Annotated in this window: 22 protein-coding genes; 12 read left to right on the forward strand and 10 right to left on the reverse strand. The window is 73.4% G+C overall.

Features of this window, described 5'->3' with window-relative positions; all coding sequences use genetic code 11:
* Positions 1 to 32 precede the first annotated feature (32 nt).
* From hpt to folE, 3 genes are all read left to right on the forward strand, one after another.
* Complete coding sequence (hpt, locus tag GA0070564_RS20370; protein ID WP_088968799.1) at positions 33 to 608, forward strand: hypoxanthine phosphoribosyltransferase; 576 nt, start codon at positions 33 to 35, stop codon at positions 606 to 608.
* A 430-nt stretch (positions 609 to 1038) separates the two neighbouring features.
* The gene (ftsH, locus tag GA0070564_RS20375; protein ID WP_091610695.1) at positions 1039 to 3045 is read left to right on the forward strand and encodes an ATP-dependent zinc metalloprotease FtsH; all 2007 of its coding nucleotides are present in this window, start codon (positions 1039 to 1041) and stop codon (positions 3043 to 3045) included.
* A 35-nt stretch (positions 3046 to 3080) separates the two neighbouring features.
* Positions 3081 to 3743, forward strand: coding sequence for a GTP cyclohydrolase I FolE (folE, locus tag GA0070564_RS20380; protein ID WP_091610698.1), 663 nt, complete (start codon positions 3081 to 3083; stop codon positions 3741 to 3743).
* 59 nt (positions 3744 to 3802) lie between these two features.
* Here folE and GA0070564_RS20385 read toward each other — a convergent pair whose 3' ends face one another.
* The 3 genes from GA0070564_RS20385 to GA0070564_RS20395 form a co-directional block, all read right to left on the reverse strand.
* A complete protein-coding gene (locus GA0070564_RS20385) occupies positions 3803 to 4501 on the reverse strand; it encodes a hypothetical protein (protein WP_091610703.1) in 699 nt (232 codons plus the stop codon).
* A 114-nt stretch (positions 4502 to 4615) separates the two neighbouring features.
* Entirely contained in the window at positions 4616 to 7132 is a 2517-nt protein-coding gene (locus GA0070564_RS20390; protein WP_176730785.1) for an FtsK/SpoIIIE domain-containing protein, read from the reverse strand.
* Between the two features lie 94 nt (positions 7133 to 7226).
* Positions 7227 to 8225, reverse strand: coding sequence for a TrmB family transcriptional regulator (locus tag GA0070564_RS20395; RefSeq protein ID WP_091610711.1), 999 nt, complete (start codon positions 8223 to 8225; stop codon positions 7227 to 7229).
* A gap of 137 nt (positions 8226 to 8362) precedes the next feature.
* Here GA0070564_RS20395 and GA0070564_RS20400 point away from each other — a divergent pair, with 137 nt between their 5' ends.
* Both GA0070564_RS20400 and GA0070564_RS20405 read left to right on the forward strand, forming a co-directional pair.
* Complete coding sequence (locus tag GA0070564_RS20400; RefSeq protein ID WP_176730765.1) at positions 8363 to 12064, forward strand: S8 family serine peptidase; 3702 nt, start codon at positions 8363 to 8365, stop codon at positions 12062 to 12064.
* A gap of 130 nt (positions 12065 to 12194) precedes the next feature.
* Complete coding sequence (locus tag GA0070564_RS20405; protein WP_425412504.1) at positions 12195 to 12755, forward strand: hypothetical protein; 561 nt, start codon at positions 12195 to 12197, stop codon at positions 12753 to 12755.
* A 3-nt stretch (positions 12756 to 12758) separates the two neighbouring features.
* On the opposite strand, the gene GA0070564_RS20410 is transcribed toward GA0070564_RS20405, so the two are convergent.
* The 7 genes from GA0070564_RS20410 to GA0070564_RS20440 are packed head-to-tail and all read right to left on the reverse strand — an operon-like array spanning position 12759 to position 21298.
* Positions 12759 to 13361 (reverse strand): hypothetical protein, encoded by a 603-nt coding sequence (locus GA0070564_RS20410; protein ID WP_091611606.1) that lies wholly within the window; start codon positions 13359 to 13361, stop codon positions 12759 to 12761.
* A 13-nt stretch (positions 13362 to 13374) separates the two neighbouring features.
* Positions 13375 to 14523, reverse strand: coding sequence for a M23 family metallopeptidase (locus GA0070564_RS20415; protein ID WP_091610722.1), 1149 nt, complete (start codon positions 14521 to 14523; stop codon positions 13375 to 13377).
* Positions 14520 to 15074: a hypothetical protein gene (locus tag GA0070564_RS20420; protein WP_091610725.1), complete on the reverse strand. Its 555-nt coding sequence runs from the start codon at positions 15072 to 15074 to the stop codon at positions 14520 to 14522. Before GA0070564_RS20420 ends, GA0070564_RS20415 begins: the two co-directional genes overlap by 4 nt.
* The gene (locus tag GA0070564_RS20425) at positions 15071 to 17038 is read right to left on the reverse strand and encodes a hypothetical protein (RefSeq protein ID WP_091610730.1); all 1968 of its coding nucleotides are present in this window, start codon (positions 17036 to 17038) and stop codon (positions 15071 to 15073) included. Before GA0070564_RS20425 ends, GA0070564_RS20420 begins: the two co-directional genes overlap by 4 nt.
* Before the next feature lies 1 nt (position 17039).
* Positions 17040 to 20558 (reverse strand): ATP-binding protein, encoded by a 3519-nt coding sequence (locus GA0070564_RS20430; RefSeq protein WP_091610734.1) that lies wholly within the window; start codon positions 20556 to 20558, stop codon positions 17040 to 17042.
* Between the two features lie 49 nt (positions 20559 to 20607).
* On the reverse strand, positions 20608 to 20970 hold the full coding sequence (locus GA0070564_RS20435) for a hypothetical protein (RefSeq protein WP_088968787.1): 363 nt from the start codon (positions 20968 to 20970) through the stop codon (positions 20608 to 20610).
* Between the two features lie 13 nt (positions 20971 to 20983).
* Positions 20984 to 21298, reverse strand: a complete 315-nt coding sequence (locus GA0070564_RS20440; protein ID WP_091610739.1) for a hypothetical protein — start codon at positions 21296 to 21298, stop codon at positions 20984 to 20986.
* 358 nt (positions 21299 to 21656) lie between these two features.
* Between GA0070564_RS20440 and folP the strand changes: the two genes are divergently transcribed.
* From folP to GA0070564_RS20475, 7 genes are all read left to right on the forward strand, one after another.
* Positions 21657 to 22547, forward strand: a complete 891-nt coding sequence (gene folP, locus GA0070564_RS20445) for a dihydropteroate synthase (protein ID WP_091610742.1) — start codon at positions 21657 to 21659, stop codon at positions 22545 to 22547.
* Positions 22544 to 22903 carry a dihydroneopterin aldolase gene (folB, locus tag GA0070564_RS20450; protein ID WP_091610747.1) on the forward strand — a complete coding sequence of 120 codons (360 nt, stop codon included), beginning with the start codon at positions 22544 to 22546 and terminating at the stop codon, positions 22901 to 22903. Before folP ends, folB begins: the two co-directional genes overlap by 4 nt.
* Positions 22900 to 23427, forward strand: coding sequence for a 2-amino-4-hydroxy-6-hydroxymethyldihydropteridine diphosphokinase (folK, locus tag GA0070564_RS20455; protein WP_091610751.1), 528 nt, complete (start codon positions 22900 to 22902; stop codon positions 23425 to 23427). The genes folB and folK overlap by 4 nt, the downstream gene beginning before the upstream one ends.
* Before the next feature lie 67 nt (positions 23428 to 23494).
* Positions 23495 to 23983: a DUF3180 domain-containing protein gene (locus GA0070564_RS20460; protein WP_176730766.1), complete on the forward strand. Its 489-nt coding sequence runs from the start codon at positions 23495 to 23497 to the stop codon at positions 23981 to 23983.
* A gap of 112 nt (positions 23984 to 24095) precedes the next feature.
* Positions 24096 to 25313, forward strand: coding sequence for an ABC transporter permease (locus tag GA0070564_RS20465; protein ID WP_091610760.1), 1218 nt, complete (start codon positions 24096 to 24098; stop codon positions 25311 to 25313).
* Between the two features lie 113 nt (positions 25314 to 25426).
* Positions 25427 to 25735 carry a hypothetical protein gene (locus GA0070564_RS20470; protein ID WP_091611609.1) on the forward strand — a complete coding sequence of 103 codons (309 nt, stop codon included), beginning with the start codon at positions 25427 to 25429 and terminating at the stop codon, positions 25733 to 25735.
* 88 nt (positions 25736 to 25823) lie between these two features.
* On the forward strand, positions 25824 to 26324 hold the full coding sequence (locus GA0070564_RS20475) for a hypothetical protein (RefSeq protein WP_091610763.1): 501 nt from the start codon (positions 25824 to 25826) through the stop codon (positions 26322 to 26324).
* Positions 26325 to 26355 lie beyond the last annotated feature (31 nt).

The raw sequence follows: 26355 nt of genomic DNA on the forward strand, positions 1-26355 counted from the left end.
GAGGCCGCCGGGCGTACGGCAGGCTAGGAGTCATGGCTGACGGCTCCTGGTACGACGCCGACATCGACCACGTGATCATCTCCGAGGCGCAGATCCGCGAGAAGACAGCGGAGCTCGCCAAGCAGGTCTCCGCGGACTACGCGCACGTCGAGGACGGGCTGCTGCTCGTCTGCGTCCTCAAGGGCGCGGTCATGTTCATGGCCGACTTCGCCCGGGCGCTGGGCCGGCAGGGTCCCCCCGCCGAGCTGGAGTTCATGGCCGTCTCCTCGTACGGCCAGGGCACCACCTCCTCGGGCGTGGTCCGGATCCTCAAGGACCTGGACCGGGACATCGCCGGGCGGCACGTGGTGGTCGTCGAGGACATCGTCGACTCCGGTCTGACCCTCTCCTGGCTGCTGCGCTACCTGGAGTCGCGCTCGGCGGCCAGCGTCGAGGTGGTGGCCCTGTTCCGCAAGCCGGACGCGGTCAAGGTGCCGGTCCCGGTCAAGTACGTCGGCTTCGACATCCCCACCGAGTTCGTCGTCGGCTACGGCCTCGACTTCGGCGAGCGCTACCGCGAGGTGCCCTTCGTGGGCGTCCTGAAGCCCGAGGTCTACGCCCGCGCCTGAGGCGCGGCCCGAGGTCCACGCCCGCGCCTGGGGCGGGCCGCGCCGGCCGGATCCACCGTCGGTGCCGGTCTCGTCAAGCGGACGTTCAGCGGGCTCTCAGCTGAACGGACTACGGTATGGGTCGGTGACGTGGAGGCACTCTCCACGCCCGACCCCTTCAGCCGCACGACCGGGCGGCCCGGAGGACGGGCGCGGTGTCCACGTCACGCCGGCGCAAACCCCGGTTCGCCGTACGCGTAAGTGCTGGGCTCGCAAGCTCACATCCGGCACTGACGGTGTACCGTCGAATGACCGCGGCGCGGCAGTTTCACGCCTCGGGGGTCGAGCCGGCCCGCACGGCGGCTGCGGCCGCCGCCAACGGCGGCGACACCATTCAGTCGGTCAGGACGTCGATCAGGAGGATGCGGGCGTCTCGGCGCTCGACGACAGCATGGAACGTACGCGTTTCTTCCGCCGACCGGTGGTCTGGATCATCCTGGTCATCCTCGGCGCCGTTGTGCTCAGTCAGCTGTTCACCGCTGGACCCAGCTACCACCGGGTGGACACGTCCGTCGCGCTGGACCAGCTCAACAAGGGTGGCATCGACAAGGTCGTCTTCCAGGACAAGGAGCAGACGCTCCAGATCGACCTGAAGGACAAGGCCAAGTTCGGTGACACCAACACCGACCGCATCGAGGCCCAGTTCCCGTACGAGGTCGGCGGCCAGGTCTGGAACGAGGTCCTGGAGGCCAAGTCGGCCAACCGGATCACCGGTCCGGCCGACACCAAGGTCTCCTCGGACAGCATCTGGGTGAGCCTGCTGGTCAACCTGCTGCCGATCGCGCTGCTGGTGCTCCTGCTGCTGTTCTTCATGTCGCAGATGCAGGGCGGCGGCTCCCGGGTGCTCAACTTCGGCAAGTCCAAGGCGAAGATGATCACCAAGGACACGCCGAAGACCACCTTCGCGGACGTGGCCGGGGCCGAGGAGGCCGTCGAGGAGCTCCACGAGATCAAGGACTTCCTCCAGAACCCGGCGAAGTACCAGGCCCTGGGTGCCAAGATCCCGAAGGGCGTGCTGCTCTTCGGCCCGCCCGGAACCGGTAAGACGCTGCTCGCCCGGGCCGTCGCCGGCGAGGCCGGGGTGCCCTTCTACTCCATCTCCGGCTCCGACTTCGTCGAGATGTTCGTCGGTGTCGGCGCCAGCCGGGTCCGCGACCTCTTCGAGCAGGCCAAGGCGAACGCCCCGGCGATCGTCTTCGTCGACGAGATCGACGCCGTCGGCCGCCACCGCGGCGCCGGCATGGGCGGCGGTCACGACGAGCGCGAGCAGACCCTCAACCAGCTGCTCGTCGAGATGGACGGCTTCGACACCAAGGGTGGCGTCATCCTGATCGCCGCCACCAACCGGCCGGACATCCTCGACCCGGCGCTGCTGCGCCCGGGCCGCTTCGACCGGCAGATCCCGGTCGACGCCCCCGACATGGAGGGCCGCAAGGCGATCCTGCGGGTGCACGGCAAGGGCAAGCCGTTCACGCCCGACGTCGACCTCGACGCGGTAGCCCGGCGGACCCCGGGCTTCAGCGGCGCCGACCTGGCCAACGTGATCAACGAGTCGGCTCTGCTCACCGCCCGCAAGGACCAGCGGGCGATCACCAACGACTCGCTCGAGGAGTCGATCGACCGGGTGATCGCCGGTCCGCAGCGTCGGACCCGGGTGATGAGCGACCAGGAGAAGAAGATCACCGCGTACCACGAGGGTGGGCACGCGCTGGTCGCCTGGGCGCTGCCGCACGCGGCGCCGGTGCACAAGGTGACGATCCTGTCCCGCGGCCGGTCGCTGGGGCACACCCTGGTGCTCCCCACGGAGGACAAGTACACCCAGACCCGCGCCGAGATGATCGACACCCTGGCGTACGCGCTGGGCGGCCGGGCCGCCGAGGAGCTTGTCTTCCACGAGCCCACCACCGGTGCCGGCAACGACATCGAGAAGGCCACCCAGCTGGCCCGTGCGATGATCACGCAGTACGGCATGAGCTCCAAGCTCGGCGCGATCAAGTACGGCACCAGCGGGGACGAGCCGTTCCTCGGCCGCAACATGGGCCACGAGCGGGACTACTCCGACTCGGTGGCCGCCGAGATCGACGGCGAGATGCGGGCCCTGATCGAGCTGGCCCACGACGAGGCCTGGGAGATCCTGGTGGAATACCGGGACGTCCTGGACAGCATGGTCCTGGAGCTGATGGAGAAGGAGACCCTCTCCACCGCCGACATGGCCCGGATCTGCGCCCGGGTGGTGAAGCGTCCGCCGCTGGCGCCGTACAACGGCTTCGGCAAGCGGATGCCCTCCACCGAGCCGCCCGTGCTCACCCCCGCCGAGAAGGAGAAGCTCAAGGCGCAGGCCACGGCCGACGGCATCTCCGTCGGTGGCGCCTCGAACAACTCGGACGGCATCCACTGAACACCGACGACGCGGCCAGCCCCGAGGAATCGGGGCTGGCCGCCTCCGCAACCGAGCCCGGTGACGACGCGCTCGACTACGTCGCCGCCCGACTGATCAGCGGCAAGCTCAACGGCCGGCCGGTCGAGGAGACCATGGACCTCGCCCGGATCGAGAAGGCGGTCCGGGAGATCCTCGTCGCCGTCGGTGAGGACCCTGACCGGGACGGGCTCCAGCAGACCCCGGCCCGGGTCGCCCGCGCGTACGCGGAACTCTTCGCCGGCCTGCGGGTCGACCCCGCGCAGGTGCTCAGCACCACCTTCGAGGCCAACCACCAGGAGCTCGTCCTCGTCCGCGACATCGACGTGATGAGCCTCTGCGAGCACCACCTCCTCCCGTTCCGGGGCAGCGCGCACATCGGCTACATCCCAGGCCCGGACGGCCGGATCACCGGCCTGTCCAAGCTGGCCCGGCTGGTCGAGGTCTTCGCCCGTCGCCCCCAGGTCCAGGAGCGGCTCACCTCCCAGATCGCCGACCTGCTGATGACCAGGTTGGCCCCGGCCGGCGTCATCGTGGTGCTGGAGTGCGAGCACATGTGCATGGCGATGCGCGGTATCCAGAAGTCCGGCGCGAAGACCATCACCTCCGCCGTACGCGGCATCCACCAGGAGGATGCCAAGTCCCGCGCCGAGGCGATGTCGCTGATCCTGCACCGCTGAGCTGAGCTCAGCGGAACCGGCCGGCTGACGCGACTGCCGGCGTCGGCCGGTGACGGGCTTCAGCCGGCCAGCATCGCCAGCACGATCCCGGCGGTGGTCAGCACCGCCGGCACCAGGCAGACCAGCGCCCCGAAGCGGGGCGTCCGCTCCACCCGGCCGTCCGGCCCGGCCGGGAAGAGCCGGCCGGTGCCCAACCAGCCCACCATGAACGCCACCGCCGGCATCGGCAGCCCACAGAGCAGCGCGGCGATGCTCGCCGCACCGGTGCCGGTGGCCACGAACAGGATCACCTGGAGCACCGGGACGAGCAGCGCCACCGGCCCGTACACCAGCAGGTTGCGCGGCCCGGCCGCCCACGACGTGGGCCGCAGCCGGCTCCGCGCCTCCAGCACCCCGTCCGCGGCGTCCGCCCAGCCCCGCGCCGCGCGCAGCGCCGCCAGCACCGCCGTCGGGCCACCCGCCATCGACCGGGCCGCCTCGGTCAGTTCCGGCGGCGACGGCACCAGCGAGATCGCGGGTACGCCCAGCTCCCGCAGCCGCGTCTGCTGCGGCGCCAGCCGCGCGTGCACCTCGGACAGCTCCTCCCGGGCGGCCTGCACCGCGCGGGCCTGCTCACCGGCGGCGGTCGCGGCGGTCCGCCGGACCCCGTCCAGCTGTCGGGCCGCCGCCACGTAGTCCGCCCAGGCCGCCCCGGCCGGATCCGCCTCGCCGGCCGGGCGGGGGGCGGGCACCGCGGTCCCGGTGTCGACGTCGGTCACTGGTCGGCCTCTGTTCGCGGCTGCGGGGCTCGCAGGCCCGGCTCACTCCTCGCGCTCACCGGTCCGCCTCTGTTCGCGACTGCGGGGCTCGCAGGCCCGGCTCACTCCTCGCGCTCACTGGTCCGCCTCCCCGAAGGGCACCAGCACGGTGCCCCGCTCGCCGGGACCGTCCCAGAGGATCGCCCGGCCGGGCCGGGGACGCCACAGCACCGGCCGGTCGAAGAGCTGCTCCAACCGGGCGCCCGGCAGGTCCGTCACCACCACGGCGGTCAGCTTGTCCACCTCACCCGCCGGGCCCAGCAGCGCGGTCAGCGGTGCCGCCGACCGCCACCAGCCCAGCAGGTGCAGCCCCGCGGCCGGGCCGTCGAGCAGCACCGACCGCAACTGGTCGCCGGGCAGTTCCGCCTCGCCCACCGCGTCCAGCCCGAACACCACCAGGTAGCCGGGCTCGCCCGCCGCCATCGCCGCCCGCAGGCCGGCCGCGTCCACCGTCTCCACCGGGCACCCCACCAGCGCCCCGGCCAGTTCGTCCGCCGCGCCCACCGAACCCTCGACCAGCGGAGCCAGCACGAACCGGGCTCCCGGATGGTGGGCGGCCACGCTCCGGGCGGCGGTGACCAGCAGCCGTCGTGCCTCGTCGTCGCGACCCAGGACCGCCAGGTTCCGTCCCGCGGCCGGCCCGAGCGGCACCGTCACCGTGCTGCGGCGGACGTCCAGCGCCCGACCGAGCAGCGCGGCCGGCCCGTGCGCCCGACCCGCCGTCGCCGCCCGGTAGCGGGGGTCGTTCGCCAGCAGGGGCCGGGCGTAGCCGGCGAAGACCAGCGGCGACGGGGCGTCCCCGGAGCGGGCCGCCCAGAGCCGCTGCCGCAACGCGGCCAGCTCGTCCGGATCCTCGTGCGGGTCCGGGAAGCGGATCATCCGCTCGTGTCCCCGGGTCGCGCCCCGCGGGCCGCCCAGCCCGCCGGCGGTGTTCACCACCGCGCTGCCCACCGGCAGCCCGGCCGCCGAATCGTTCGCCGGCTCCAGCACCGCCGCCCCACCGGGCAGCGCCACCCGCACCGGGAACTGGCCGAGCAGCGGGTGGCGCGGGCCGCCGATGCCCAGGTCACCCTCCCCGGCCAGGACCAGGTGGATGCCGTACGCCCGCCCGCCGCGCGCCAGCGCATCCAGCCGGGCCAGCGTCTCGGCGGCCAGCCGGTCCCGCTCCCGCAACAGCAGGGGGAAGTTGTCGATCACGCAGACGATCCGGGGCAGGGCCTGGTGCTCACGTAGCTCCGGATAGCGCTGCCCGCCGGCCCGGCGACCCGCCTCCTCCCGGTGGCGCAGCTCCGTCTCCAGCTCACCGACCAGATCGGCCACGTACTCCCGGTCGGCGGCCATTCCCGCGGCCCGTACCTGGGGCACCCACGACCGGTCCAACTCGGTCTGGAGGAACTCGGCGAACGACTCGCCCTCGCCCAGGTCCGTCAGGTAGAGGGCCAGCTCGTCGGGGCCGTACCGGGCGCTCAAGCCGAACAGCACATTGGTCAGGAACGCCGACCGTCCCGCCCCGGAACGCCCGCTCACCAGCCAGTGCGGGGTCAGCTCGGTGAAACCGACGCTCACCGGCCGGCCGGCGGCGTCACCCACCATCGTGCTCAGACCCTCGGCGGAGGTCGACCCCCACAGCTCCCCGGCTGGCAGCAGGTCGGCCAGGGCGAGCCGGGAACCGTCCTCGATCTGCCGGGCCAGCCGGCGGCAGACCGCCGTCACCAGCTCGGCCGGGGGATCCGCGTCCACGAAGACCGGCGAGTTCAGGCCACCGGGGGACGCCGACCCGGGCGAGCTCAACGCCGCCTCCGGTGGATCCCCGACCAGCGCGTACGCGTTGCGTACCGCCAGCGGGGTGGCCCGGGGCAGCGGATCCCGTCGGGCCGGCCAACCGGCCAGCACCAGGTGCAACCCCGCCCGGGGGCCCTGGGCGGCCAGCTCCGCCAGCCGGTCCAGGTCGCTCGCGCCCGTTCCGGCCGGCAGCTCGGCCACCACCAGCAGCAGCGTACGGTCGTGCCGGCGCTGCCGGGTGGCGCCCGTGCCGACCCACTGCTCGGCCTCGTCGAGCACCGCCCGCAACCCGGCCACGTCGACCGCCGGCGGCGGCAGCAGGCCCGCGTCGGCCAGCGGCGCGAACCCGGCGAAGGTTTCCCCGGCGGCGTCCACCGCCCGCACCAGCAGCCCACCGGCCGGCGTGCCGGCCAGCAGCCGCAGCAGCACCGCCCGGAGCAGCCCGGCCACCCGCGGCTCGGTGGCGTCCCCGTCGACGCTGAGGTGACCGGCGCCGACCAGCGGCACCAGCGCCGGGAACCGGGCGTCGTCGAGCGGCGCGGCGGTGCCCACCCGGACGAACTGCGGTGGGGCGTCCCCCGGTGGGGTGGTCGCGGCCAGGCTCTCGAGCGGTTCGCCGGCCCAGCCGGGAGCGGCCAGCGTCGCCGCCGTCCGCAGCCGCTCCGCCAGCTCGTACTGTCGATGGTGGTCCGCGGGAGCGGGGCGGATCTCGTCGAGGATGCCGGCGGCGGCCGCCGCGGTCGCCGCGGCCCGCCGGTGCAGGGCGGCGGACCGGCCGGCTCGCGCCTTCGGACTGGCCACCGCGTCCACCTCTCTTCCCGAGGCCGACATCTGCTCCCCGAGCAGTGACCGTATCCCAGCCGGGGCCGCTCCCGGCGGATGCCGGTCGGCGCTGCGCCGGTCTTTACCCACCGCAGCGGCCCGGCTCACCTGGCAGCCAGCCGAGCCGGGCCGCCTGGTAGCCGAGCTGCATCCGGGTCTGCACCCGGGCCAGGTCCATCAGCCGCCGGACCCGTCGCTGCACGGTGCGCAGCGACGTGCGCAGGTGGCCGGCGACCGCCTGGTCGGTGAGTCCGGTGAGCAGCAGGGTGAGGATCTGCACGTCCAGATCGTCCACCCCGGTCCCGGCGAAGCCGTCCGGCGAGGTGGTCACCTCCATGGCCGCCGCCCACTCCAGTTCGAAGAGCGCGACGAGGGCGTCCAGCAGGCCGCTCTGGTGCACCAGCAGCGCCCCGGTGGTCGCCACGTCCGACGAGCTGATCAGCGGGACGATGGCGATCTCCCGGTCCACGATGAACAGCTTCAGCGGCAGGCTCTCGGTGATCCGGATCTCCTCGCCGGCGTCGTGGGCGGCCACGATCCCGTCGATGTCCACGTCCTCGTCGAGCATCGCCCGCTCCAGCAGCACCCGGTAGCGCACGCCGCGGGCCACGGCGGCGTCCTCCGCGGTGTTCTCCGCGCCACTGATGATCGCCACCGGCGCCTTGACGAACGTCATCACCTCGCTCCGTGCGCCGAGTTGGAGCTGCTCCAGGCGTTGCCGCAGGGCCGGTACCCCAATGATCACGTCGACCACCTCGGCCACGCCCCGGCCGGCGCTCGCCGCCCGGTAGAGCTCGGTCAGCGAGCCCAGCTCCAGTTCGGCCAGGCGCAGCTCGTTCTGCCGTTGCAGGAGCAGCGCGCCGAACGCGGTCGCCGGCGGAGAGGCCACGAACCGGCCGATGTCTCCGACGCTGCGCGCGGCCAGCCCCTTGCGTTCCAGCACGCCGAGCAGCTGCGCCGCCTCGCTCTCGTCCCGGCCGACCTCAGCGGCCAGCTCGGTGGGAGCGGCCGAGGCCATCGAGACCAGCGCCCGGTACGCCGCCCCTTCCTCGCTGCTCAGTCCCAGCACGTCCAGCACCATGTCATGCCTCCGCCGCCTCAATGGTGGCCAAGTGTGGCGGTTTTACGTCATGGAAGGAAGCCGCCGTGGCCAATCCGTTGCCCCGGCGGTGGCCCGCACCGGATCGTCTGGCCATCCCTTCATGGAAAGGTCATTCGATGCCACGAAGTACTCGTCGGCTGCTCGCCGTCACCGTCGCGGCGGCACTCGCCGCCGTACCCGGCTCTCCGGCCGCCGCCGGCGGCCCGGCGTCACCCGCGACCCCGCCACCGGGCACCACCGGCGTCACCGACACCGTCACCCTGGTCACCGGCGACGTCGTTCGGGTCACCCACACGGGTACGGGTTCCGACGTGGTCAGCGTCGACCGGCGCTCCGGATCCACCGGAGGGGTGCAGACCCAGACCGTGGGGGGCGACCTGTACGTCATCCCCGACGCGGTGCTGCCCTACCTCGCGGCCAACCGGGTCGACCGTGCACTGTTCAACGTCACCGACCTGATCGAGGACGGCTTCGACGACGGACACGCCGGCGAGTTGCCGCTGATCGCCACGTACCCGGGCAACGGCACCGCCCGCGGCGCGGCGCCCGCCGTGCCCGCGAAGGCCCGGAAGGTACGCGACCTGCGCAGCATCAGCGGCATGGCGCTCAGCACGGCCAAGAAGGACGCGGCGTCCTTCTGGCGGGCGCTGGCCCCGACCGGCGGGTCCGCCCGGTTCGCCGGCGGCGTCGGCAAGCTCTGGCTCGACGGCCGGGTGCAGGTCGACCTCGCGGACAGCGTCGCCCAGGTGGGCGCGCCACAGGCATGGGCCGCCGGCTCGGACGGCACCGGCAGCACGGTCGCGGTGCTCGACACCGGCGTCGACGCCACCCACCCCGACCTGGCCGGCAAGATCAAGGACGCGGTCTCCTTCGTGCCCGGCTCCGACACCGGCGACCGCCGTGGCCACGGGACCCACGTCGCGTCCACCGTCGCCGGCACCGGCGCGGCGTCCGGCGGCACCGAGAAGGGCGTCGCCCCCGGCGCTGACCTGCTCATCGGCAAGGTCCTCGACGACTCCGGCTCCGGACTGAACTCCTGGATCATCGCCGGCATGGAGTGGGCCGCGCACCACGCCAGAGTCGTCAACATGAGCCTCGGGTCCCAGGAGGCCAGCGACGGCACCGACCCGATGGCACAGGCGGTCGAGCGGCTCACCGCCGAGACCGGCACCCTCTTCGTGATCGCCGCCGGCAACACCTACGGCGAGTCGACCATCGGCAGCCCGGGGGCGGCCGACTCGGCCCTCACCGTCGCCGCCGTCGACGGCGGCGACGTCCGCGCCGCCTTCTCCAGCCAGGGCCCGCGCTTCGGCGACCAGGGCCTGAAGCCGGACATCTCCGCACCCGGCGTGCAGATCCTCGCCGCCCGTGCCGCGCAGAGCCCGGGGACCGGCAGCTACGTGAAGATGAGCGGCACGTCCATGGCCACCCCGCACGTGGCCGGCGCCGCCGCCATCGTCGCGGCGAGGCATCCGGACTGGTCCGCCGACCGGATCAAGGACGCCCTCATGTCGGCGTCGAAGACGCTCCCCGGCACCACGCCGTACCAGGTGGGCTCCGGGCGGCTCGACGTGCCCGCGGCCCTCGGTGACCTGCAGGCCACCGGCTCGGCCGACCTCGGCTTCCACGCCTGGCCGCACTCCGACGACCAGCCGGTCAGCCGGACCGTCACCTACCGCAACAGCGGAGCCGCCCCGGTCACCCTCGACCTCGCGCTGACCGTCCGCGGCCCGGACGGCACCCCCGTCGCCCTCGGCACGGTCTCGCCCCGGCAGGTCACCGTACCGGCGGGCGGCGCCGCCAGCGCCACCGTGACCGGCGACCCGACCGCCGTCGCCGGCACCGGCCGGTACACCGGCGCGCTGGTCGCCACCGACGGCACCGGTGCGGCCCGCGCGCACACCGCCGTCGCCCTGGTCAAGGAGGAGGAGCGCTACGGCCTCACCCTCAAGGGCACCGGCCGCGACGGCAAGCCGCTCGGCGGGTACGTGACCGTCTACCGCTACGGCGACGAGATGACCCGTACCGTGGCGCTCGACCCGGCCACCGGCACCGCGCCGACGCTGCGCCTGCCGCCCGGCGAGTACACCGTCACCGGCTTCCTGCCGGTCGCCGGCGACGGCGGGCCCGACTCGCTCGGCGCCGCCCTGCTCGGCAACCCGAGCCTCAAGCTCGACGCCGACCGGACCGTGGAGCTGGACGCCCGGCAGGCGCACAAGGTCACCGTCGCCACGCCCCGTCCCAGCGAGGACAGCTACCGCCGGGTCCAGTACTTCCGGGACTCCGGCATCGGCGGCCGGTACGCCGCCTTCAGCGCCCTCTACGAGGTCTCCCCGCAGGTCGACGACGTGTACGCGGCCCCCACCGGGCCGATCACCGGCGGCAGCTACGAGTTCGCCGCCCGGTGGGACCGGGGCGTGGCGCACCTGAAGCTCGCCGCGCACACCCCCGCCACCAGCCAGCTCGACCCGCTCTACCAGGCCGGCTCGACCCGGCTCGACGGCAAGGTCGAGTTGGCCGGCGTCTACGCCGGCACCGGCCGCGCCGAGGACTACCAGGGTGTCGACGCCAAGGGCAGGGCAGTCCTGGTGACCCGGGACGACACCGTGACGCCCGCCGCCCGGGCCCAGGCCGCACAGGCCGCCGGGGCCGCGCTCCTCGTGGTCGTCAACGACCGGCCGGGCGCCTACTACCAGCAGGCCGGCTTCACCGACGTGCCGGTGATCTCGCTGACCCGCGCGCAGGGGGAACCGCTGCTGGCCGCCGCCCGCGCCGGCACCCTCGTCCTGCGCGGCACCGCCGTGGCGTTCAGCCCGTACCAGTACCGCCTGGTCCGGGCCTGGAAGGGCGAGGTGCCGGTCGACCCGACGTACGCGCCGACCGAGGAGGAACTGGCCCGGGTGGACCAGACCATCCGTGCCGGCACCCCGTCGCTCGTCTTCGACCGGACCGGTGACTGCCGGGCGTACTACTGGCCGCCGTGCCAGGGCGTCTACGAGCCGTTCGCCGCGCCGTCGACCCGGGTCGACTACTTCTCCACCCAGTCGGGCACCGCCTGGTACGAGAGCGCCCAGACGCTGTCCGGCTGGGAGCAGCGGCACGACCGGATGGTCTACCAGCCCGGCCAGCAGCTGACCCGCAACTGGTTCAACCCGGTCACCCGGCCGCGGCTCGGCCCCGGCTACTGGCTGCCGTACCGGGACCGCGACTTCCTCGCGGTCAACGTGCCGCCGCACAGCGGTGACACCGACATGACCGGCTTCGACGACACGGCCACCCTGAAGTCCCAGCTCTACCAGAACGGCGTGCGGGTCGGCCGGGAGCAGCCGTCGCAGGCGGTGCAGACCAGCGTGCCCCCCACCGACGGCGCGGCCGAGTACCGCTTCGAACAGGAGAGCACCCTCCCGGAGGGCCCGTGGATCGCCCCCACCAGCACCCGGACGGCGTGGACCTTCCGCTCCGCGAAGCCGACGGTGGACGAGCGGGTGCTGCTGCCGCTGCTCCAGCTCGACTACCGGGTGGACACCGACCTGACCGGTTCGGTGAAGGCCGGCGGCCAGCAGAAGATCAGCGTCAGCGCCGTCCACGTCGGCGGGGTGACCGGCGCGGGCAAGCCGACCGGTGGCACCCTCAGCGTCTCCTACGACGACGGTGCCACCTGGCAGCCGGTGACCCTGACCGCCGACGGCACCGGCACCTGGTCGACGATGCTCAAGCACCCGTCGGCCGCCGGGTTCGTCTCGCTCAGGGCCACCGCCCGGGACGACGCCGGCAACAAGGTGGAGCAGGAGATCATCCGGGCGTACCGGATCCGCTGACCGCCGCCCGGCACGACCGCCCGGCACGGCCCGACCAGGCCGTGCCGGGCGGCGTCCCTTCCGGCGGTTCGCCACGATCCGCCAGATCCGAGGCATTGGGTACGCGGCGTCCAGCCGATAGCCTCAGGGGGTGGAATCAGTGCAGCCCCCCGCCGGTTCCCAGGTGTCCCGAGTACCGGCGCAGCGGACCCCGCCGGACCAGTCGGTGCCCCTTGCGCCGGCACCGGCGCCCGGCCGGCCGCCGCGCCGGCTGCGTACCGTCCTGACGGTGGTCGCGGGGGTGCTGGCGCTGCTGCTGGTCGGGGGTGCGGTGACCGCCTTCGTCCTGTACGACCGGGCCACGGCGCCTGATCGCAGCGCCCCGGACGTCGTTGTGGTCAACTACCTGCAATCTCTCCTTGTCGCCAGGGATGACAATCGCGCGACGCTCTTCACCTGCGCCGGGCCCCTGTCTTCGATGGATGAATTCCGGGAGGAGGTCACTAGCCGCGAGCAGGAGTTGAAAACGACGTTCTCCATTAATATCGAGAACGTGGTTGTTTCACAGGTGGATCCCACTAACGCCACGGTGGGCGCTGTCATCAGGAGAAGCGCAGTGATCGACGGCGTTCAGCAGAGCGTGACCGATGGTTGGCGATTCCAAGTCGCGGATCGAGGCGGTTGGAAGGTCTGCTCGGCTGAACCAGTTTGAGGATCACTCGATCCAGAGCAGGTGCACCGGGACCTCCAGGGTGGTGGGCGGCTGGCCGCGCCAGGCCCAGCGGTACCACTCCAGCTCCGAGGTGACCCGGACGCAGATGTCGCCCTCCGCCCCGGAGTAGGTCTCCGTGACGGCCCGCAGGTCCCGATGTTCGGTCCCGTCGACCACGTGCACCACCCGGCGCCCGCTCACCGCGTCGGCCTCGAAGACCGGCGTGGATGGGCGGTGCGAGGGCTGGTCCAGGGAGACCAACCGGGAACCGGCGGTGGGTGCCGTGCCGGTGCCGGGCGGCCGTTCGCCGACGGTCTCCACCCAGACCCGTTCGACCGGCACCAGCGGGGCGAACACCTCCACCTGCTCGGACTCCGCCCGGTACCACTCGTGCTCCGGGATGATCGGCACGTAGGTGCGGCTGTTCTGCACCACCCGGTCGTCGGCGCGCAGGTCGCCGCGCCAGCCGAGCCCGGGCAGGCCGACCAGGACGCGCCGGCCGCGCAGCTCGACCCGGCCGGTCGCCGGCACGATCTCGACGGGTCGGGGTGGCAGCGGGGCCCAGTCCGGCTGGCCGGCGAAGGGGTCGGGGAGGGGCCCGGTCATCTGCTGGGTGACCTCATGCCGTCCGGTCCACCGGGGCACCGCGTTCGCGCATGAACGGCACCGGGTTGATCGCCCCGGCCTTCGACCGGTCGCCGTCGACGTGGACCTCGAAGTGCAGGTGCGGGCCGGAGGAGTTGCCGCTGCTGCCGCTGCGGCCGATCTCCTCGCCGACGGTCACCAGCTGGCCCGGCTTCACCAACGGTCGCCGGATCATGTGGCAGTAGCGGGTGATGTAGCCCCCGGCGTGCAGGATGTCGACGAACCACCCGCAGCCGCCCTTGCCGGGGTAGCCGTCCACGTCGCAGTCCCGGCGTCCGCTGTGGTCGGGGTCGCAGCGGGCGACCAGGACCCGACCGCTGGCGGCGGCATGGATCGGGGTTTCCTTGTCGGCCGCGAGGTCCACCCCGTTGTGCGCCGGTCGGGCCGCGGTCCGGAAGCCGGAGACCACCCCGCCCGGAAGGGGCGCGGTCCAGCCGGAGGCGGCGATCCGGGCGCCGGCGGCCACGTTGCAGACCGCCTTGGCGCCCAGCTGCACGGTGCGGGCCGCCCCGCCGGCCAGCGCGTCGACGATCTGACCGGCCAGGTCCTCGTGCTTGGCGTACGCGTAGGGGAACGCGCTGACCTGGACCTTCTGGGCGGCCTCCCAGAGGCTGAGCCGTTCCCAGTCGGGAATGGTGAGCAGCTTCTGGTAGAACTTGCCCGCCGCGTACGCCGGGTCCTGCAACTGGGCCGGGGTGCCCCAGCCCTGGCTGGGGCGCTGCTGGAACAGGCCCACCGAGTCGTGGTCGTTGCGCCGGCCGAGGTGTCCGAGGTTGCGCAGGGCCGACTCCTGCATGGCGGTGGCGACGGCGATCACCCAGCCCCGGGCCGGCACCTTCATGTCCTGGCCGACCTTGATGATGACCGCGGCGTTGCGAATCTGGTCGTCGCCGTACTTCGTGAAGCGGGGCATGATGCCGGTGGACTTGACCGTGTGCGACGTGCCGCAGGTGAGCCCGGCGATGCTCGGATCGTCCTTCTGTTCGTCGCCGAGCTCGGTGAGCAGGAACGCGCCCGCGCCGCCGAGGCAGCAGAGCAGCGCGAGGAGCGCGGTCAGCGCGGCGGCGACCGCGCCGCGGCGCAGGGTACGGCGGGGCGTCGAAGATGCGGCGTCGTCGGTCATTCCCGCTCCCAGTCGACGGTGTCCACCAGCCATCGCCCGTCGGGCGAGACGAGGGTCAGCCGGAGCCGGCCGAAGTCGAGCGGCAGGGTGACCTCGGTGATGGTCTCGGTCCGCGGCTGCAGGGTGGGCTCCCCGGTGACCTGCGTCGCCGGCACTCCCGCCGGGTTCGCACCGCGCAGTTGCTCGATCAGGGTCGGGGTCGAGAAGGGACGCATCGCGTCCTGCCAGCGCTTCGCGTCGGGGCCACCGCCCAGCCAGGCCGCCGCGAACCGCTCGGCGGTGCGCTCCGGGGTCAACGCCCCGGCCCGGGTCCGCGGTGACGGCGGCTCCGGGGTGAGGTTCGCGCCGTCGTCACCGGTGTGTGGGTCCACCGTGGTGATCGGCTCGCGCGGTCGGGTGGTCAGTCCGGTCGCCGACTGGTCCGGCCCGGAGACCAGGCGCGCCGCGCCGATGATTCCGAAGACCACCACCGCGATGCCGAGCGCCACGCCGATCCTCGACCGCAGTGCCCGGGTGAAGAGGAACTCCAGCGCCCGTCGCATGACCGTCACCGTGCCTCGGACCGGACCCGGGACGTGGGCTGCGCGGGCTCCCGGTCGGCCGACCCGGGCCGATAGATGGCGAAGGAGGTGTTCTTCTCCGGCACGTCCGGCTCGGTCCAGGTGGCCGGGGCCCGGCGGCGGGGCTGCGGGGGGACCGGCCGCTCCGGGCGTCGCTGCTCGACCTCGGGTGCCTCGCCGGTGCTCTCCCGCCCGTCCGGGCGCTGCCGCTCGGCGGCCCCGGTCGTCTCCGGCCGGGTCGCCGAGTGCACCGGGTCCTCCCGGCGGGCCTCGGGGCGCAGGCTGACCTGCTCCGGCACCACGCCGCGGCGGCGACCCATCGCCGGATCGGTGGTGCCACCCGGCTCCACCACGTCCAGCCGCGCGGCCACCCGGACGTCGCGGAAGAAGCGGCGGTGCCACGAGCCGGCCGAGCTGACCGCCTCGCTGCCGTCCTTGCCGCCGAGCTGGGTGATGCGCCGGTAGGGGCGCAGCAGGAGCCAGCCGACCACGCCGCAGAGCCAGACCAGCACCACCTGGAGCCAGCCGGGCAGGGTCGGCGTACTCATGATCAGGTCGACCGCGAAGAGGTAGATGGCCGCGCCGGTGCCGAAGATGGCGATGTTGAAGACGGCGGCGACGACGGCGTTGCCCAGCCGGCGCAACCCGGCGCTCGCCGGCCGCATCAGGCCGATCGTGCCGAGGATCGGTGCCGAGATCACCGCCCACCGGAAGATCAGGAACCCCAGCAGGACCAACAGGGACGCGGTCAGGTCGAACATCGCGAAGAGTACCGAGGCGAGCACCGCGATGAAGCCTGCCCCGACCCGGTCCATGTCCCGCACGCCCTGGAGGTACTCGTACGCCTCCGGGTCCTCCGACTTGATCTGCTCGGCGACCTTCATCCACTGCTGCTGCTTCGCCTTGATGGTCGCTTCCCGCGTAGCTGGATTGGCGCGTATGGACTGAGCTTCGCCCCAAGTCAGTGCGCGAGCGTCGTAGAGTGCTGGGCCGTACTTCTTGGCTGTCTCGCTGTCGGCCGAGCCGAGTAGCCCTCGCAACCAGTTCCGGTAGAGCATCGAATCGGTCGCCGTATCGCTGGCTCGTACCGCTGGTGGACGAAGGTCCTTGCACCGGTTCGGATCCTTTGCAATGCAGCGTCCGGGCGCCGGGGCCTTTGCTTGCGGTCCGACGGCATCGTGCACAACACCCAGCGTAGCTACCAGGCCGCTATCCGCAATGTTGGCAGACTTAACTGGCCAAGCGGCCAAGGCGGTCACCGCAACCATCACCAGTAGCGCCCAACCTGCGGTGGTCATCGCGTTGCTCATATCCGCCTGTCGGGATCGCCAGAGCAGATACAAGCCAACTACGCAGAGGGTAACTATGCCGAAGACACTGAACACTTTCTTGTAGACGGCCTTGGTGGCCTGCTCCACAAGCGGATCGGCCCAGCCCCACATCGAGCCAGGATCCCAAGCTCGTTCTCGCAAGGCATTCGAGGCGCCGATGATTGCTGTGGCGATCATGAATTCGCCATTGGCCACGGTGTTGGTGAAGGTGTAGTCCGGGTGAAGCACCGAGGACGCGCATCCGCCGTCGACGTCATAAGTGGTGTAGCCGTATCCGCCGTACCCGTAGAGGGTGTAGCGGCCGGTCACACCGCTAGTAGAGGTGGCGGATGGCGCTGTTGCGAACCAACCAGCCAACCCGGCATCCGGAGTGCTGGAAGTCGGCGGCTTCAAGCATTCCGCACGGCTGGCAGAAACCTCCTGAAGTTTGGCGACGCAGGCACGGAAGTCGGTCTGCCACTCCTGGGTGCTGCACAGGTCGGCAGCGGCGGCGGCCCGGGTGACGGGCGCGGCCGGTGCGGCGTACGCCGGTGTGCCACCGACCAACGGCCAGCCGATGGTGGCCCCGGCGAGTACGCCGAGCGCGAGGAGGAGCGCCGCGATCCGTGCCCGGGCCCTCGCCATGTCACGCCTCCAGGTCGGGCAGGAGAGTCGGCAGTTGGCCGGCGGACTGGGCGACCGCCGCCGGAGTGGTGTCCAGGTGTTCGAGCAGTCCGTCGACGTACGAGACGTCGACGCGTACCTTCTGCACCCGCCCGTCGACGTCCCGCATGACGAACTCACGGAAGCCGAGGCGGGCGGAGGAGCCGGCGTCGGCGGCGGAGAGCGAGGCGAGGGTGGCCTCGTAGCCGTCGTTGACCGGCACCCGGAGCAGGCGCAGCGCCTCGGAGGCGATCTCGCTGTCCTCGGCGATCCGGCCGACGAAGACGGTGGAGACGAGGTTCTGCACGTCGAGGCCGAGGATGTCCTTCGGGTTCTGCGAGGCGACCAGCGCGGCGAGGTTCCACTTGCGGGAGTCGCGGGCGAGGCGGACCAGGAAGGACCGGCCGGAGCGCCAGCCCTCCATGAAGTGCGCCTCGTCCAGGCCGACCAGCTTCCGGGAGGACATCGCCCCGCCGTAGCAGCGCCGCACCGCGAGCCGGTGGGCGGTGTGCAGCATCGGCAGGGCGAGCGCCTCCTCGGCCGACCAGTACTCGCGCTCGATCTTGAGGTCGGGCAGCCGCAGCCCGGCCATGGTGATCACGGTGAGAGCCGCGTCGGCGCCGAGCAGCCCCTCGGGCGGCCGGCCGAAGAAGAGCATGGCCAGCGGCATCTCGGCGGTGTCGAGCAGCAGGTTGGCCAGCTCCCGCCCGGCATCGTCGTCGAGCCCCTGGAGGCAGCTCACCACGTCGTCCAGGGTGGACGTCTCCTCGGCCGGCACCTGGCGTACGGCGTGCCGGAACAGGGTGGCGGTGGAGGCCTCCCGGGCCACCTGCGGCGGCACCAGCATCATGCAGATGTCCTGCACCAGCATCCGGCGCTCGGCGCGGGCGTTGGAGACGGCGATCTCGAACTCCCGGTCGCCGGCCGCCCCCGAGGTGAACTCACTGCGCAGCGGCGTCGGGATGAGTGAGTACGGAGCGAGGGTGCCGTGCTCCGAGCCGGTCAGGTTGAGCACGCGCGAATACGGTCGCAGCTCGGGCATCGCGCAGAGCCGGGCCAGCGGGCCGGACGGGTCGAGCAGGGTCACCTGCACGCCGCGCCGGGCGGCCAGGTAGCCGAGCGCGCCGAGCAGGGTCGACTTGCCACCACCCGGCTCGGCGACGAAGACCGCGAGCCCGGAGCGTTCCCGGACCTCCATCGGAAAGTGCAGGTCGAGGAAGACCGGCCGGCGGCAGGTGCCGGCGGTACGGCCGATCAGGTCGCCGCGCCGGTCGCCGACGGTGGAGGCGGCCTGGGGCAGGGCAGCGGCGAGCAGCGGCACCGGCATCCGGCGGACGTATCCGGTGTTGGCGATCGGCTCGCCGGGGATGAACTCCCGGGCCAGCCAGTCCTGGTTCTTCGGGTGCTGGAGCGAGATCCGCAGCTCCCGGGAGTAGAGCTGGACCAGCCGGCGGGCCCGTTCCAGGCACTCTTCCCGGGTCCGGCCGCCGACGGCGATCCGGTGCCAGCCGTGTGCCCGGGCCGAGTCGACCGGCAGCCCGGTGGTCATCTCGTCGCCGATCACCAGCGCCCGCTTGGCGAGCCGCTCCAGTTCCGGCGGTGCGTCGATGCCGTGCTCGGCGTAGTCGAGCTGCTGGGAGCGGATCATCCGCAGCCGGTGTTCGAGGTTCCGGAAGGAGTCGCCGGAGCCGAGGATGTCGACCCGGGTGGAGATCTCCATCGGCCACGGCAGCCGCTCGTGGAAGTGCAGCCAGGGCTCGTGCCGCTCGGGGATCTCCAGCGGCTCCATCCGGCCGACGGCCAGCACCGCCACGTGCCGCTCCTCGCCGGTCATCCGGTTGACCAGCTTGACCGTGGAGCCGTACGGGGTGCGGTAGCGCTCGATCTGCTCGGTGAGGGCGAGCAGGTCACCGCGCTCCCACCGGCCGTCGGTCACCGGGGAGAGGGTGCCGGGCGGCGCCATGCAGAGCGCCACCGAGCGGTAGAGCAGCCACTCCAGCTCCTGGGCGGTGACCCGCCGGCCGCGCATGCCGAACGCGCCGAGCACCTCGTCGAACTGTTCGACGGTGCGGCCCAGCTTGCGGCGCTCGCCCTCGGCGGTGCCCCGCCCGAAGGCGCGCAGCAGCCGCTCGGTGAGCGAGTCGCCGAGGGACCGGCGGGCGAAGGTGACGCCCAGGTAGGTCTGCCCCTCGGCGTGGTTGACCGACATCAGGTGCCGTTGCGCGGCGACCAGGTGGTCGGCCCAGCCGGTGGTCCCCGGCACGTCGGGCAGCGGCGAGGCGGTGTGCGCGTCGACGGTGCGGGCCCACTCGTCGGCCGGGAACGGCCGGGTGGTGCGGCGCAGGTGCAGCCGGAAGCCGGCGAGGCCGGCGTACTGCTCGGAGATCGCGGCGAGCAGCGCCTCCCGCTCGGCGTCCGGGCGGAACGCCCAACGGACCTCGGGGAGCCAGTACCAGGCGGTGACCGTGTTCGGGGTGAAGGTGAGGTGCCCGGCGATCTCGGTGACGGCCAGCTCGACCGACGGGTCGCGGTCCCCGAACTTGATCTTCGGAGCCTTGATCCGGACCGGCCGGACCGGCTTGTCGTCGCGCTTCGCCGCGGCCCGCTGACGGGGCGGCGCCAACGCCCGCCCGGACGGTGACGCCAGGTCCTGCCCGGACGGTGACGCCAGGTCCTGCCCGGACGGGGTCGCCACCTCGTGACCGGGCGGAGCCGTCACCTCGCGGTCGACCGGCCGGACCTCCGGCTCCCGGTGGAACGCCCGCTGACGGTACGGGGACAGCTCCGGCCCGGTCGGCCGGACGTCGTGGACCTCGGTCGTCTCCGCGGGGAGCGGGCCCGACCGGGCGTCGGTGGTCGGGCGGAGCGCGGGAAGCCGGTCCCCGGGCTGGTGCGGCACCCGGCTGCGGGCCGCCGGCAGCGCACGGGCCGGCGGAGCCTCCAGGGCCGGCGCGGGCTCCGGGGTCGGCGGCAGCTCGACGGCCGACGACCGGCCGGCCAGTGGCACCGGCTCCGATACCGGTGGACGGGCGGTCGAGGGCGCGGCCTCGGCAGCCGGCTGCCGGCCGGCCGATTGGGTGGGGGTGCGGTGCCGGACGGCCGGGGCGGGCTCCACCTCGGACGGCGGGGGCTGGTGCGGGATGGCCGGCTGTTCGCGTTCGCCCCCGTGCGCAGGCGCGACCGTCGGTGACCGGTGGGCCGTGGGGGGCGCGGGCAGCGCGGCGCGGGCCGGGCCGGGGCGTGTGCCGCCGAAGAGGTCGAGGAAGGGCGAGTCGATGTCCGTACCGTCGCCGACCAGCGGCGGCGGGGCGGCCGGCTCGACCGCCCGCTGGTGGCTGGGGCGGGGGGGCTGGAAGACGCCGACCCGGCCGTGACCGGGGCTCGGCACCAGGGCGGCCTCGTCCACACCCTCTTCCTCGGCGTAGTCGAGTGACCGCGCACGGTTACCGTGCGGGCCGGCGTGCCGTCCGGCCGGGGAACCCGGCGTGGAGGAGCGGTTCATGCCACCGCCTCGCCCGTGTCGTGGGACCGCACCGTCGCAGTACGCCCGGTCATGCCAGTTCCTCCCGGATCCTGATCCGGCTCGCCACCAGGCGCGGGTCGCGCAGCTCGGCGGCCGGCTCCCGGGTACGGCGCCAGTCGGTCAGCGCGGTGCGGATCACCATGCGCGCAGGCCGGTCCGGGTCGACGTACCGGAAGATGAACGAGGTGGTCACGATGGCGAGCGCGATCTCCCAGGCGGGGAAGAGCTCGACGGTCATCGTGAACAGCCAGTGGATGAACACGTAGAGGGGAACGAGCAGCATGAACAGGCCGTACTGGGCGTACGGCAGGTGGACGGGCAGGGTGTAGCCGGGCGGCCCGAGGTAGACCAGGCGGGCCCGGTAGATGTCGTCGTCGGTGCGCAGCCGCATCTGTTGCCCGCGCCTACTCGAAGATCAGGTCGATCAGGTAGTCGCCGACGAAGAACAGGGTGGCCGCCCCGGCGATGAAGGCGAGGCCCACGATGGCGATCGCCGAGCTGGTGAGCACCTTGGAGATCTCGCCGCGGCTGGCCCGGCCGATGAAGATGACGCCGAGCACCGCGAGCAGGATCGGTGCGATCTTGCTGGCGAAGAAGGAGACGACACCGTTGGTGTCGATGCCCTTCGGGGCCGGCTCGGCGAGCGGGGTCGACGCCAGGGTGTGCAGCAGCTGGGTGACACCGGACGACGCCGTCTCCGCGAAGTCGATGGCGATCACTGGAAACCTCCCCATGTCGCGGCCCGGGGGAGCCGCGGTGGTGCAGTCGGGCGAACCTGGCGGGACGGTGTCTCTGTGCACAGCGCCGCTGACGCTGCGTCTGTCACCCCGCCACGGACGGTGGCGAGATTCGGGGGGATTCGTCCCGCTTGGGCCCTCCCTCCAGCCATCGCCCGCCCGCTGCTGGGCCATTCCAAAGCGTACGGGCCGCCCTCCTTTGCGACAACCCGCGAAGAGTCGACCCGATCCGACCCGGACGACCGATCGTACACCTGTTCCAATGCCCACGTCAGGGGCGTTCCGGCCGGTGGCCACCCGGGACGGCGGGCACCCAGCTCACGCCCGGTACCGTGCAGTCGTGACCGATCTGGTACGGGCGGCGGACCCGGTGGTGATTGGCGTCCTCAACGTCACGCCCGACTCCTTCTCCGACGGCGGCCGGTACGCCGACCTCGACGCCGCCGTCGCACACGGCGTGCGACTGCGTGCCGAGGGGGCCGGGCTGGTCGACGTGGGGGGCGAGTCCACCCGACCCGGCGCCGACCGGGTGGACGCGGAGACCGAGGCCGCCCGGGTGCTGCCGGTGATCCGCGAGCTGCGCGCCGCCGGTGTGCCGGTCAGCATCGACACCAGCCGGGCCCGGGTGGCCGAGGCGGCCCTCGCCGCCGGCGCCGACGTGGTCAACGACGTCTCCGGCGGCCTCGCCGACCCGGACATGGCCCGGGTGGTCCGGGACGCCGGCTGCCCCTGGGTGCTGATGCACTGGCGGGGGCACTCCCGCGGCATGCGCGAGCTGGCCAGCTACACCGACGTGGTCGCCGACGTCCGCGGCGAGCTGGCACAGCGGGTCGACGAGGCGCTTCGGGCCGGCGTCCCCGCCGACCGGATCATCGTCGACCCGGGGCTGGGCTTCGCCAAGACCGCCGCGCACAACTGGGAACTCAGCGCCCGCCTGCCGGAGCTGCTGGCGCTGGGCTTCCCGCTGCTCTTCGGAGCCAGCCGCAAGTCCTACCTCGGCCGGCTGCTGGCCGGCCCGGACGGCGAGGCCCGCCCCACCGCCGGCCGGGAGACGGCCACCGCCGCCACCAGCCTGCTCGCCGTGGCCGCCGGCGCCTGGGGGGTACGCGTGCACGACGTCCGCGGCACCGCCGACGCGCTCGCCGTCTGGGCCGCCACCGGCCGCCCCCGGCTGGTCGCCGACCCGCAGCGCTCCGGCGCCGGGGACCGACAGGCAGAAGGAGCCCGATGACCGACCGGATCGAACTGACCGGCCTGCGCGCCCGTGGCCGGCACGGCGTCTACGACTTCGAACGCGCCAACGGGCAGGAGTTCGTGATCGACACCGTGCTCGAACTCGACCTGGCCCCGGCGGCCCGCTCCGACCGGGTCACCGACACCGTGCACTACGGCGAGCTGGCCGAGCGGCTGGTCGCGGTGGTCACCGGCGAACCGGTCGACCTGATCGAGACCCTCGCCGACCGGCTGCTCGCGGTCTGCCTGGCCGAGCCCCTGGTCAGCGCGGCCACGGTGACCGTGCACAAGCCGGAGGCCCCGATCCCGCACACCTTCGCCGACGTGGCCGTCACGATGCGGCGTACCCGGTGACCCGGGCCGTGCTGTCGATCGGCAGCAACCTGGGCGACCGGCTGGCCCACCTGCGCTCGGCGGTGGCCGGGCTGGGCGACGCCGTGCTGCTGGTCTCCGGCGTCTACGAGACTCCACCGTGGGGGGACGCCGACCAGCCCGCGTACCTGAACGCCGCGGTGATGGTCGCGGACCGGGCGGCGACCCCGCGCGACTGGCTGGAGCGGGCCCGGGCCGCCGAGGCGGCGGCCGGGCGGACCCGCGACCCCGGACGCCGGTTCGGGCCCCGGACCCTCGACGTGGACGTGATCGCCGTCTGGGACGATACGGGTGAGCCGGTACGCAGCGACGACCCCGAGCTGACCCTGCCGCACCCCCGTGCCCACCTGCGGGCCTTCGTGCTGCGACCGTGGATCGACATCGAGCCGCACGGCCGGCTCGTCGGGCACGGCTGGCTGACCGACCTGCTCAACGCCGAGCCGCTGGCCTCCGACGCCCTGGAACTGCGTCCGCGGCCCGATCTGGCGTTAGAGTCGGACACATGACCCACTGGAGCCGGCCGGCATGACCCCGGCGCAGTCCCCGCGCGGTGGCGACCCCGACCGTTTCCGGATGGGCCCCACCCGCATCTCGACCCTGGTGGTCGCGGCGCTGGCCGCCGCGGCGTTGGCCTGGCTGCTGGTCAGCGGCTTCTACTACGAGGCCGCGCCGAGCATGCCCTGGCTGCCGGTGGTCACGCTGGCCGGGCTGGCGCTGATCGAGGCGTACGCGGCGATCAACACCCGGGGGCGGATCGAGCGCAAGCCCGGCCGCGACCCGGTGAACCCGCTGCTGGTGGCCCGGTTCGTCGTGCTGGCGAAGGCGTCGGCGCTGGCCGGGGCGATCTTCCTCGGCTTCTACGCCGGGGTCACCGGGTGGCTCTTCCTGGAGGACACCAACGCCGCCGTCGAGGACCGGCCGGCCGCCGGCGCCGGGCTGCTCGCCGCGCTGGCGCTGGTCGCCGCCGCGCTCTGGCTGGAACGCTCCTGCCGGGTGCCGGAGCAGGAGGACGACGAGGACCGTACGCCCGGCGACCGGGAGAACCGCCCCGGCTACCGCTGATCAAGGGGTTACGCGGGGGCGTCCGCGCAGGTACCGTGCCTGGCGACCGAGAGCAACGGCCGCCCCCGGTCCCCCCGGGGTGGGCGGCCCGCCATCGCGGGAGGCGCGCGCCATGGGGTACGACGAACCGGGTCGGAGCACGACGGCGGAGCCGTCCTCCGGCGTGCCCGCGGCCGTGCTGGAGAACGTCTTCGACGACCCCGCGCACGGCGAGCCGGGCCGCGACCGGGTCGGCGTGCACGTGGTCTGGGAACTGATCCTCCTCGTCGCGCTGGTCACCCTGGCGGTGCTGCTGTGGCGGCGTGACCCGGCCGCGCTGCGCGGTGACGGGCTGCGGACCCTGCTGGTCGACATGGTCGCGCTCGGCCTGCTCACCCTCGCCGCCGGGCTCAGCCTGCGGACCGCCGCGGTGAACCTGGCGGTCGGTCCGGTAGCGGTCGCCGCGGGGCTGCACTTCGCCGAGCAGGGCGACCGGGGAGTGGCCGCCGCGACCGTCCCGGCCCTGCTCGTCGCCGCGCTGGGCGGCCTGGCGCTGGCGCTGGCCGTGGTGGTCCTGCACGTGCCCGGCTGGGCGGCCAGCCTGGCCGGCGCGGCCGGCGTGATCGTGTACATCGAGCGGCGCGCCGAGCCGGTCCTGGTGCAGGGGGAGTACGACCCCCACCGCACCGCCTGGTACCTCTTCGCCGGCTTCGCCGCCGCCGCCGTCTTCGGTGGCCTGTTCGGGGCGATCAGGTCGGTCCGCCGGCTGGTCGGCCGGTTCCGTCCGGTGGCCGACCCGGCCCGCCGGCGCGGCGTGCTGGCCGGCTTCGTGGCCGGGGGCGCGCTGGTCGGCTCCACCGTGCTGGCCGTGCTGGCCGGCATCCTGATCGCGGCGAACGGCTCCGGACCGGTGGCGCCCACCTCCGGACTGGACTGGACGGTGCTGGCCGTCGGCGTGGCGATGCTCGCCGGCACCAGCGCGTACGGCCGTCGGGGCGGCATCGTCGGCACCCTGCTCGCCGTCTGCCTGGCCGCGGTCTTCCTGTCCTGGTCGTCGGCGCAGGACTGGACGATCAGCCGGTGGGCGACCGGCGGGGTGGTCCTGGCCGGCGGTCTGGTGGTCACCCGGCTGGTGGAGGCGTTCGGGCGGCCGCGGTCGGCCCGAGAGGAGACCACCGAGCCGACCCCCGCCGGCGACGGCGCCATCAGCTCCGGCTGGACGCTTCCCCGGCCGACCCCGGTCGAGAGCTGGCCGCCGGTGATGCCCACGCAGCCCACCGAGCCGCCCGCCCAGTGGGAGGGCCCGCGCTGGGAGCCCGGGCCGAGCCGCTGGGACACCGGCGACCGCTGAGCGGGCCGCCCACCGGACCGCCTCCGGCCGGCGGACGCGACGGCCCCTCCTCCCGGAGCCGGCAGGCCGCGTCCGACGCGCCGAAGGTGATCTCGCCGGTTAGGCTCGGCGGCATGACCGACACACCTGCCACCGGCACCCACGGGCGTTCCTTCGAGGAGCTCGACGCGCTTCCCACGGAGGAGCTGCGGGAGCGGGCGTTCGCCCTGGCCCGGGAGCACCGCGACGTCGGCTTCTTCTGGTCGGTGCTGCGGCACCTGCCGAACGCGGACGAGGCCGCCGCCCTGGACGGCGCCCCCAACTCGGTCGGCCCGACCATCGACGAGGCGTCGGCGCTGTGGCGCGAGCTGACCGGGCACGGGTACGAGGAGTCGGCGCCGCTGCTGCGGGCCGCCTTCATCGACTACCTGATGAAGCACTGAGCGGGCGCGTACCCCGGTGACCGGGTCGGGTACCCGCCGGACGCGGTCCAGGTTTGCCCGGGGCCGTGGCCCGGGAACTGAGCGCCGCATGGCCCTGACCAACCGTCCCCGGACCGTCAGCGGGTACGGCACCGCGGCCGGCACCGGCACGTTCGCCGTGCTCATCCTGGTCGCCGTCTGCGGCAGCCCCTGGTACGTCGGCTGGGCGGCGGTGCACACCGATCCGGACGGCGCCGGTGGCTGGTTCCTGCGCCTGCTGGCCTGGCCGGCCTGGCGGTTCGGGGTGGGCGAGGGCGCCGACGGGATCTCCGGAACCGACCTGCGGGCGGTACTGCTGGTGGCGTTCGCCGCCGCGCTGCTCTACCTGCTGCCCGCCTCCCAGGTGGCCCGGGTGCCCGGCTCGCTGAGCCAGTTCTTCTCCGGCTGGTCGGCGTACGTGCTGGCAGCCGCCCTGGCCGCGCTCGTCGCGACCCTGCTCGGCACGGACGCGTCCCTGCTGGTGAGCTTCCAGTCGGCCGGCACCGGCGCCACGTACGGCTTCTTCGCCGGCTGGATCGTCGGGCTGGCCAGCCTGGGCGGCCGGGCCTGAGCCCAGCCGCCCGCTCGGCCGCCGTTCAGAC

The sequence above is a fragment of the Micromonospora mirobrigensis genome, assembly GCF_900091555.1.
GTDB classification, from domain to species: Bacteria; Actinomycetota; Actinomycetes; order Mycobacteriales; family Micromonosporaceae; genus Micromonospora; species Micromonospora mirobrigensis.

Excerpts from the sequence above, each read along its gene's own strand:
- GA0070564_RS20460 (WP_176730766.1), top strand. The coding sequence starts at position 23,495 with ATGGGCCCCACCCGCATCTCGACCCTGGTGGTCGCGGCGCTGGCCGCC.
- folB (WP_091610747.1), top strand. The coding sequence starts at position 22,544 with ATGACCGACCGGATCGAACTGACCGGCCTGCGCGCCCGTGGCCGGCAC.
- hpt (WP_088968799.1), top strand. The coding sequence starts at position 33 with ATGGCTGACGGCTCCTGGTACGACGCCGACATCGACCACGTGATCATC.
- GA0070564_RS20400 (WP_176730765.1), top strand. The coding sequence starts at position 8,363 with ATGCCACGAAGTACTCGTCGGCTGCTCGCCGTCACCGTCGCGGCGGCA.
- GA0070564_RS20435 (WP_088968787.1), bottom strand. The coding sequence starts at position 20,970 with ATGCGGCTGCGCACCGACGACGACATCTACCGGGCCCGCCTGGTCTAC.
- GA0070564_RS20425 (WP_091610730.1), bottom strand. The coding sequence starts at position 17,038 with ATGGCGAGGGCCCGGGCACGGATCGCGGCGCTCCTCCTCGCGCTCGGC.
- GA0070564_RS20470 (WP_091611609.1), top strand. The coding sequence starts at position 25,427 with ATGACCGACACACCTGCCACCGGCACCCACGGGCGTTCCTTCGAGGAG.
- GA0070564_RS20475 (WP_091610763.1), top strand. The coding sequence starts at position 25,824 with ATGGCCCTGACCAACCGTCCCCGGACCGTCAGCGGGTACGGCACCGCG.
- GA0070564_RS20415 (WP_091610722.1), bottom strand. The coding sequence starts at position 14,523 with ATGACCGACGACGCCGCATCTTCGACGCCCCGCCGTACCCTGCGCCGC.
- GA0070564_RS20465 (WP_091610760.1), top strand. The coding sequence starts at position 24,096 with ATGGGGTACGACGAACCGGGTCGGAGCACGACGGCGGAGCCGTCCTCC.
- GA0070564_RS20410 (WP_091611606.1), bottom strand. The coding sequence starts at position 13,361 with ATGACCGGGCCCCTCCCCGACCCCTTCGCCGGCCAGCCGGACTGGGCC.
- ftsH (WP_091610695.1), top strand. The coding sequence starts at position 1,039 with ATGGAACGTACGCGTTTCTTCCGCCGACCGGTGGTCTGGATCATCCTG.
- GA0070564_RS20395 (WP_091610711.1), bottom strand. The coding sequence starts at position 8,225 with ATGGTGCTGGACGTGCTGGGACTGAGCAGCGAGGAAGGGGCGGCGTAC.
- GA0070564_RS20430 (WP_091610734.1), bottom strand. The coding sequence starts at position 20,558 with ATGAACCGCTCCTCCACGCCGGGTTCCCCGGCCGGACGGCACGCCGGC.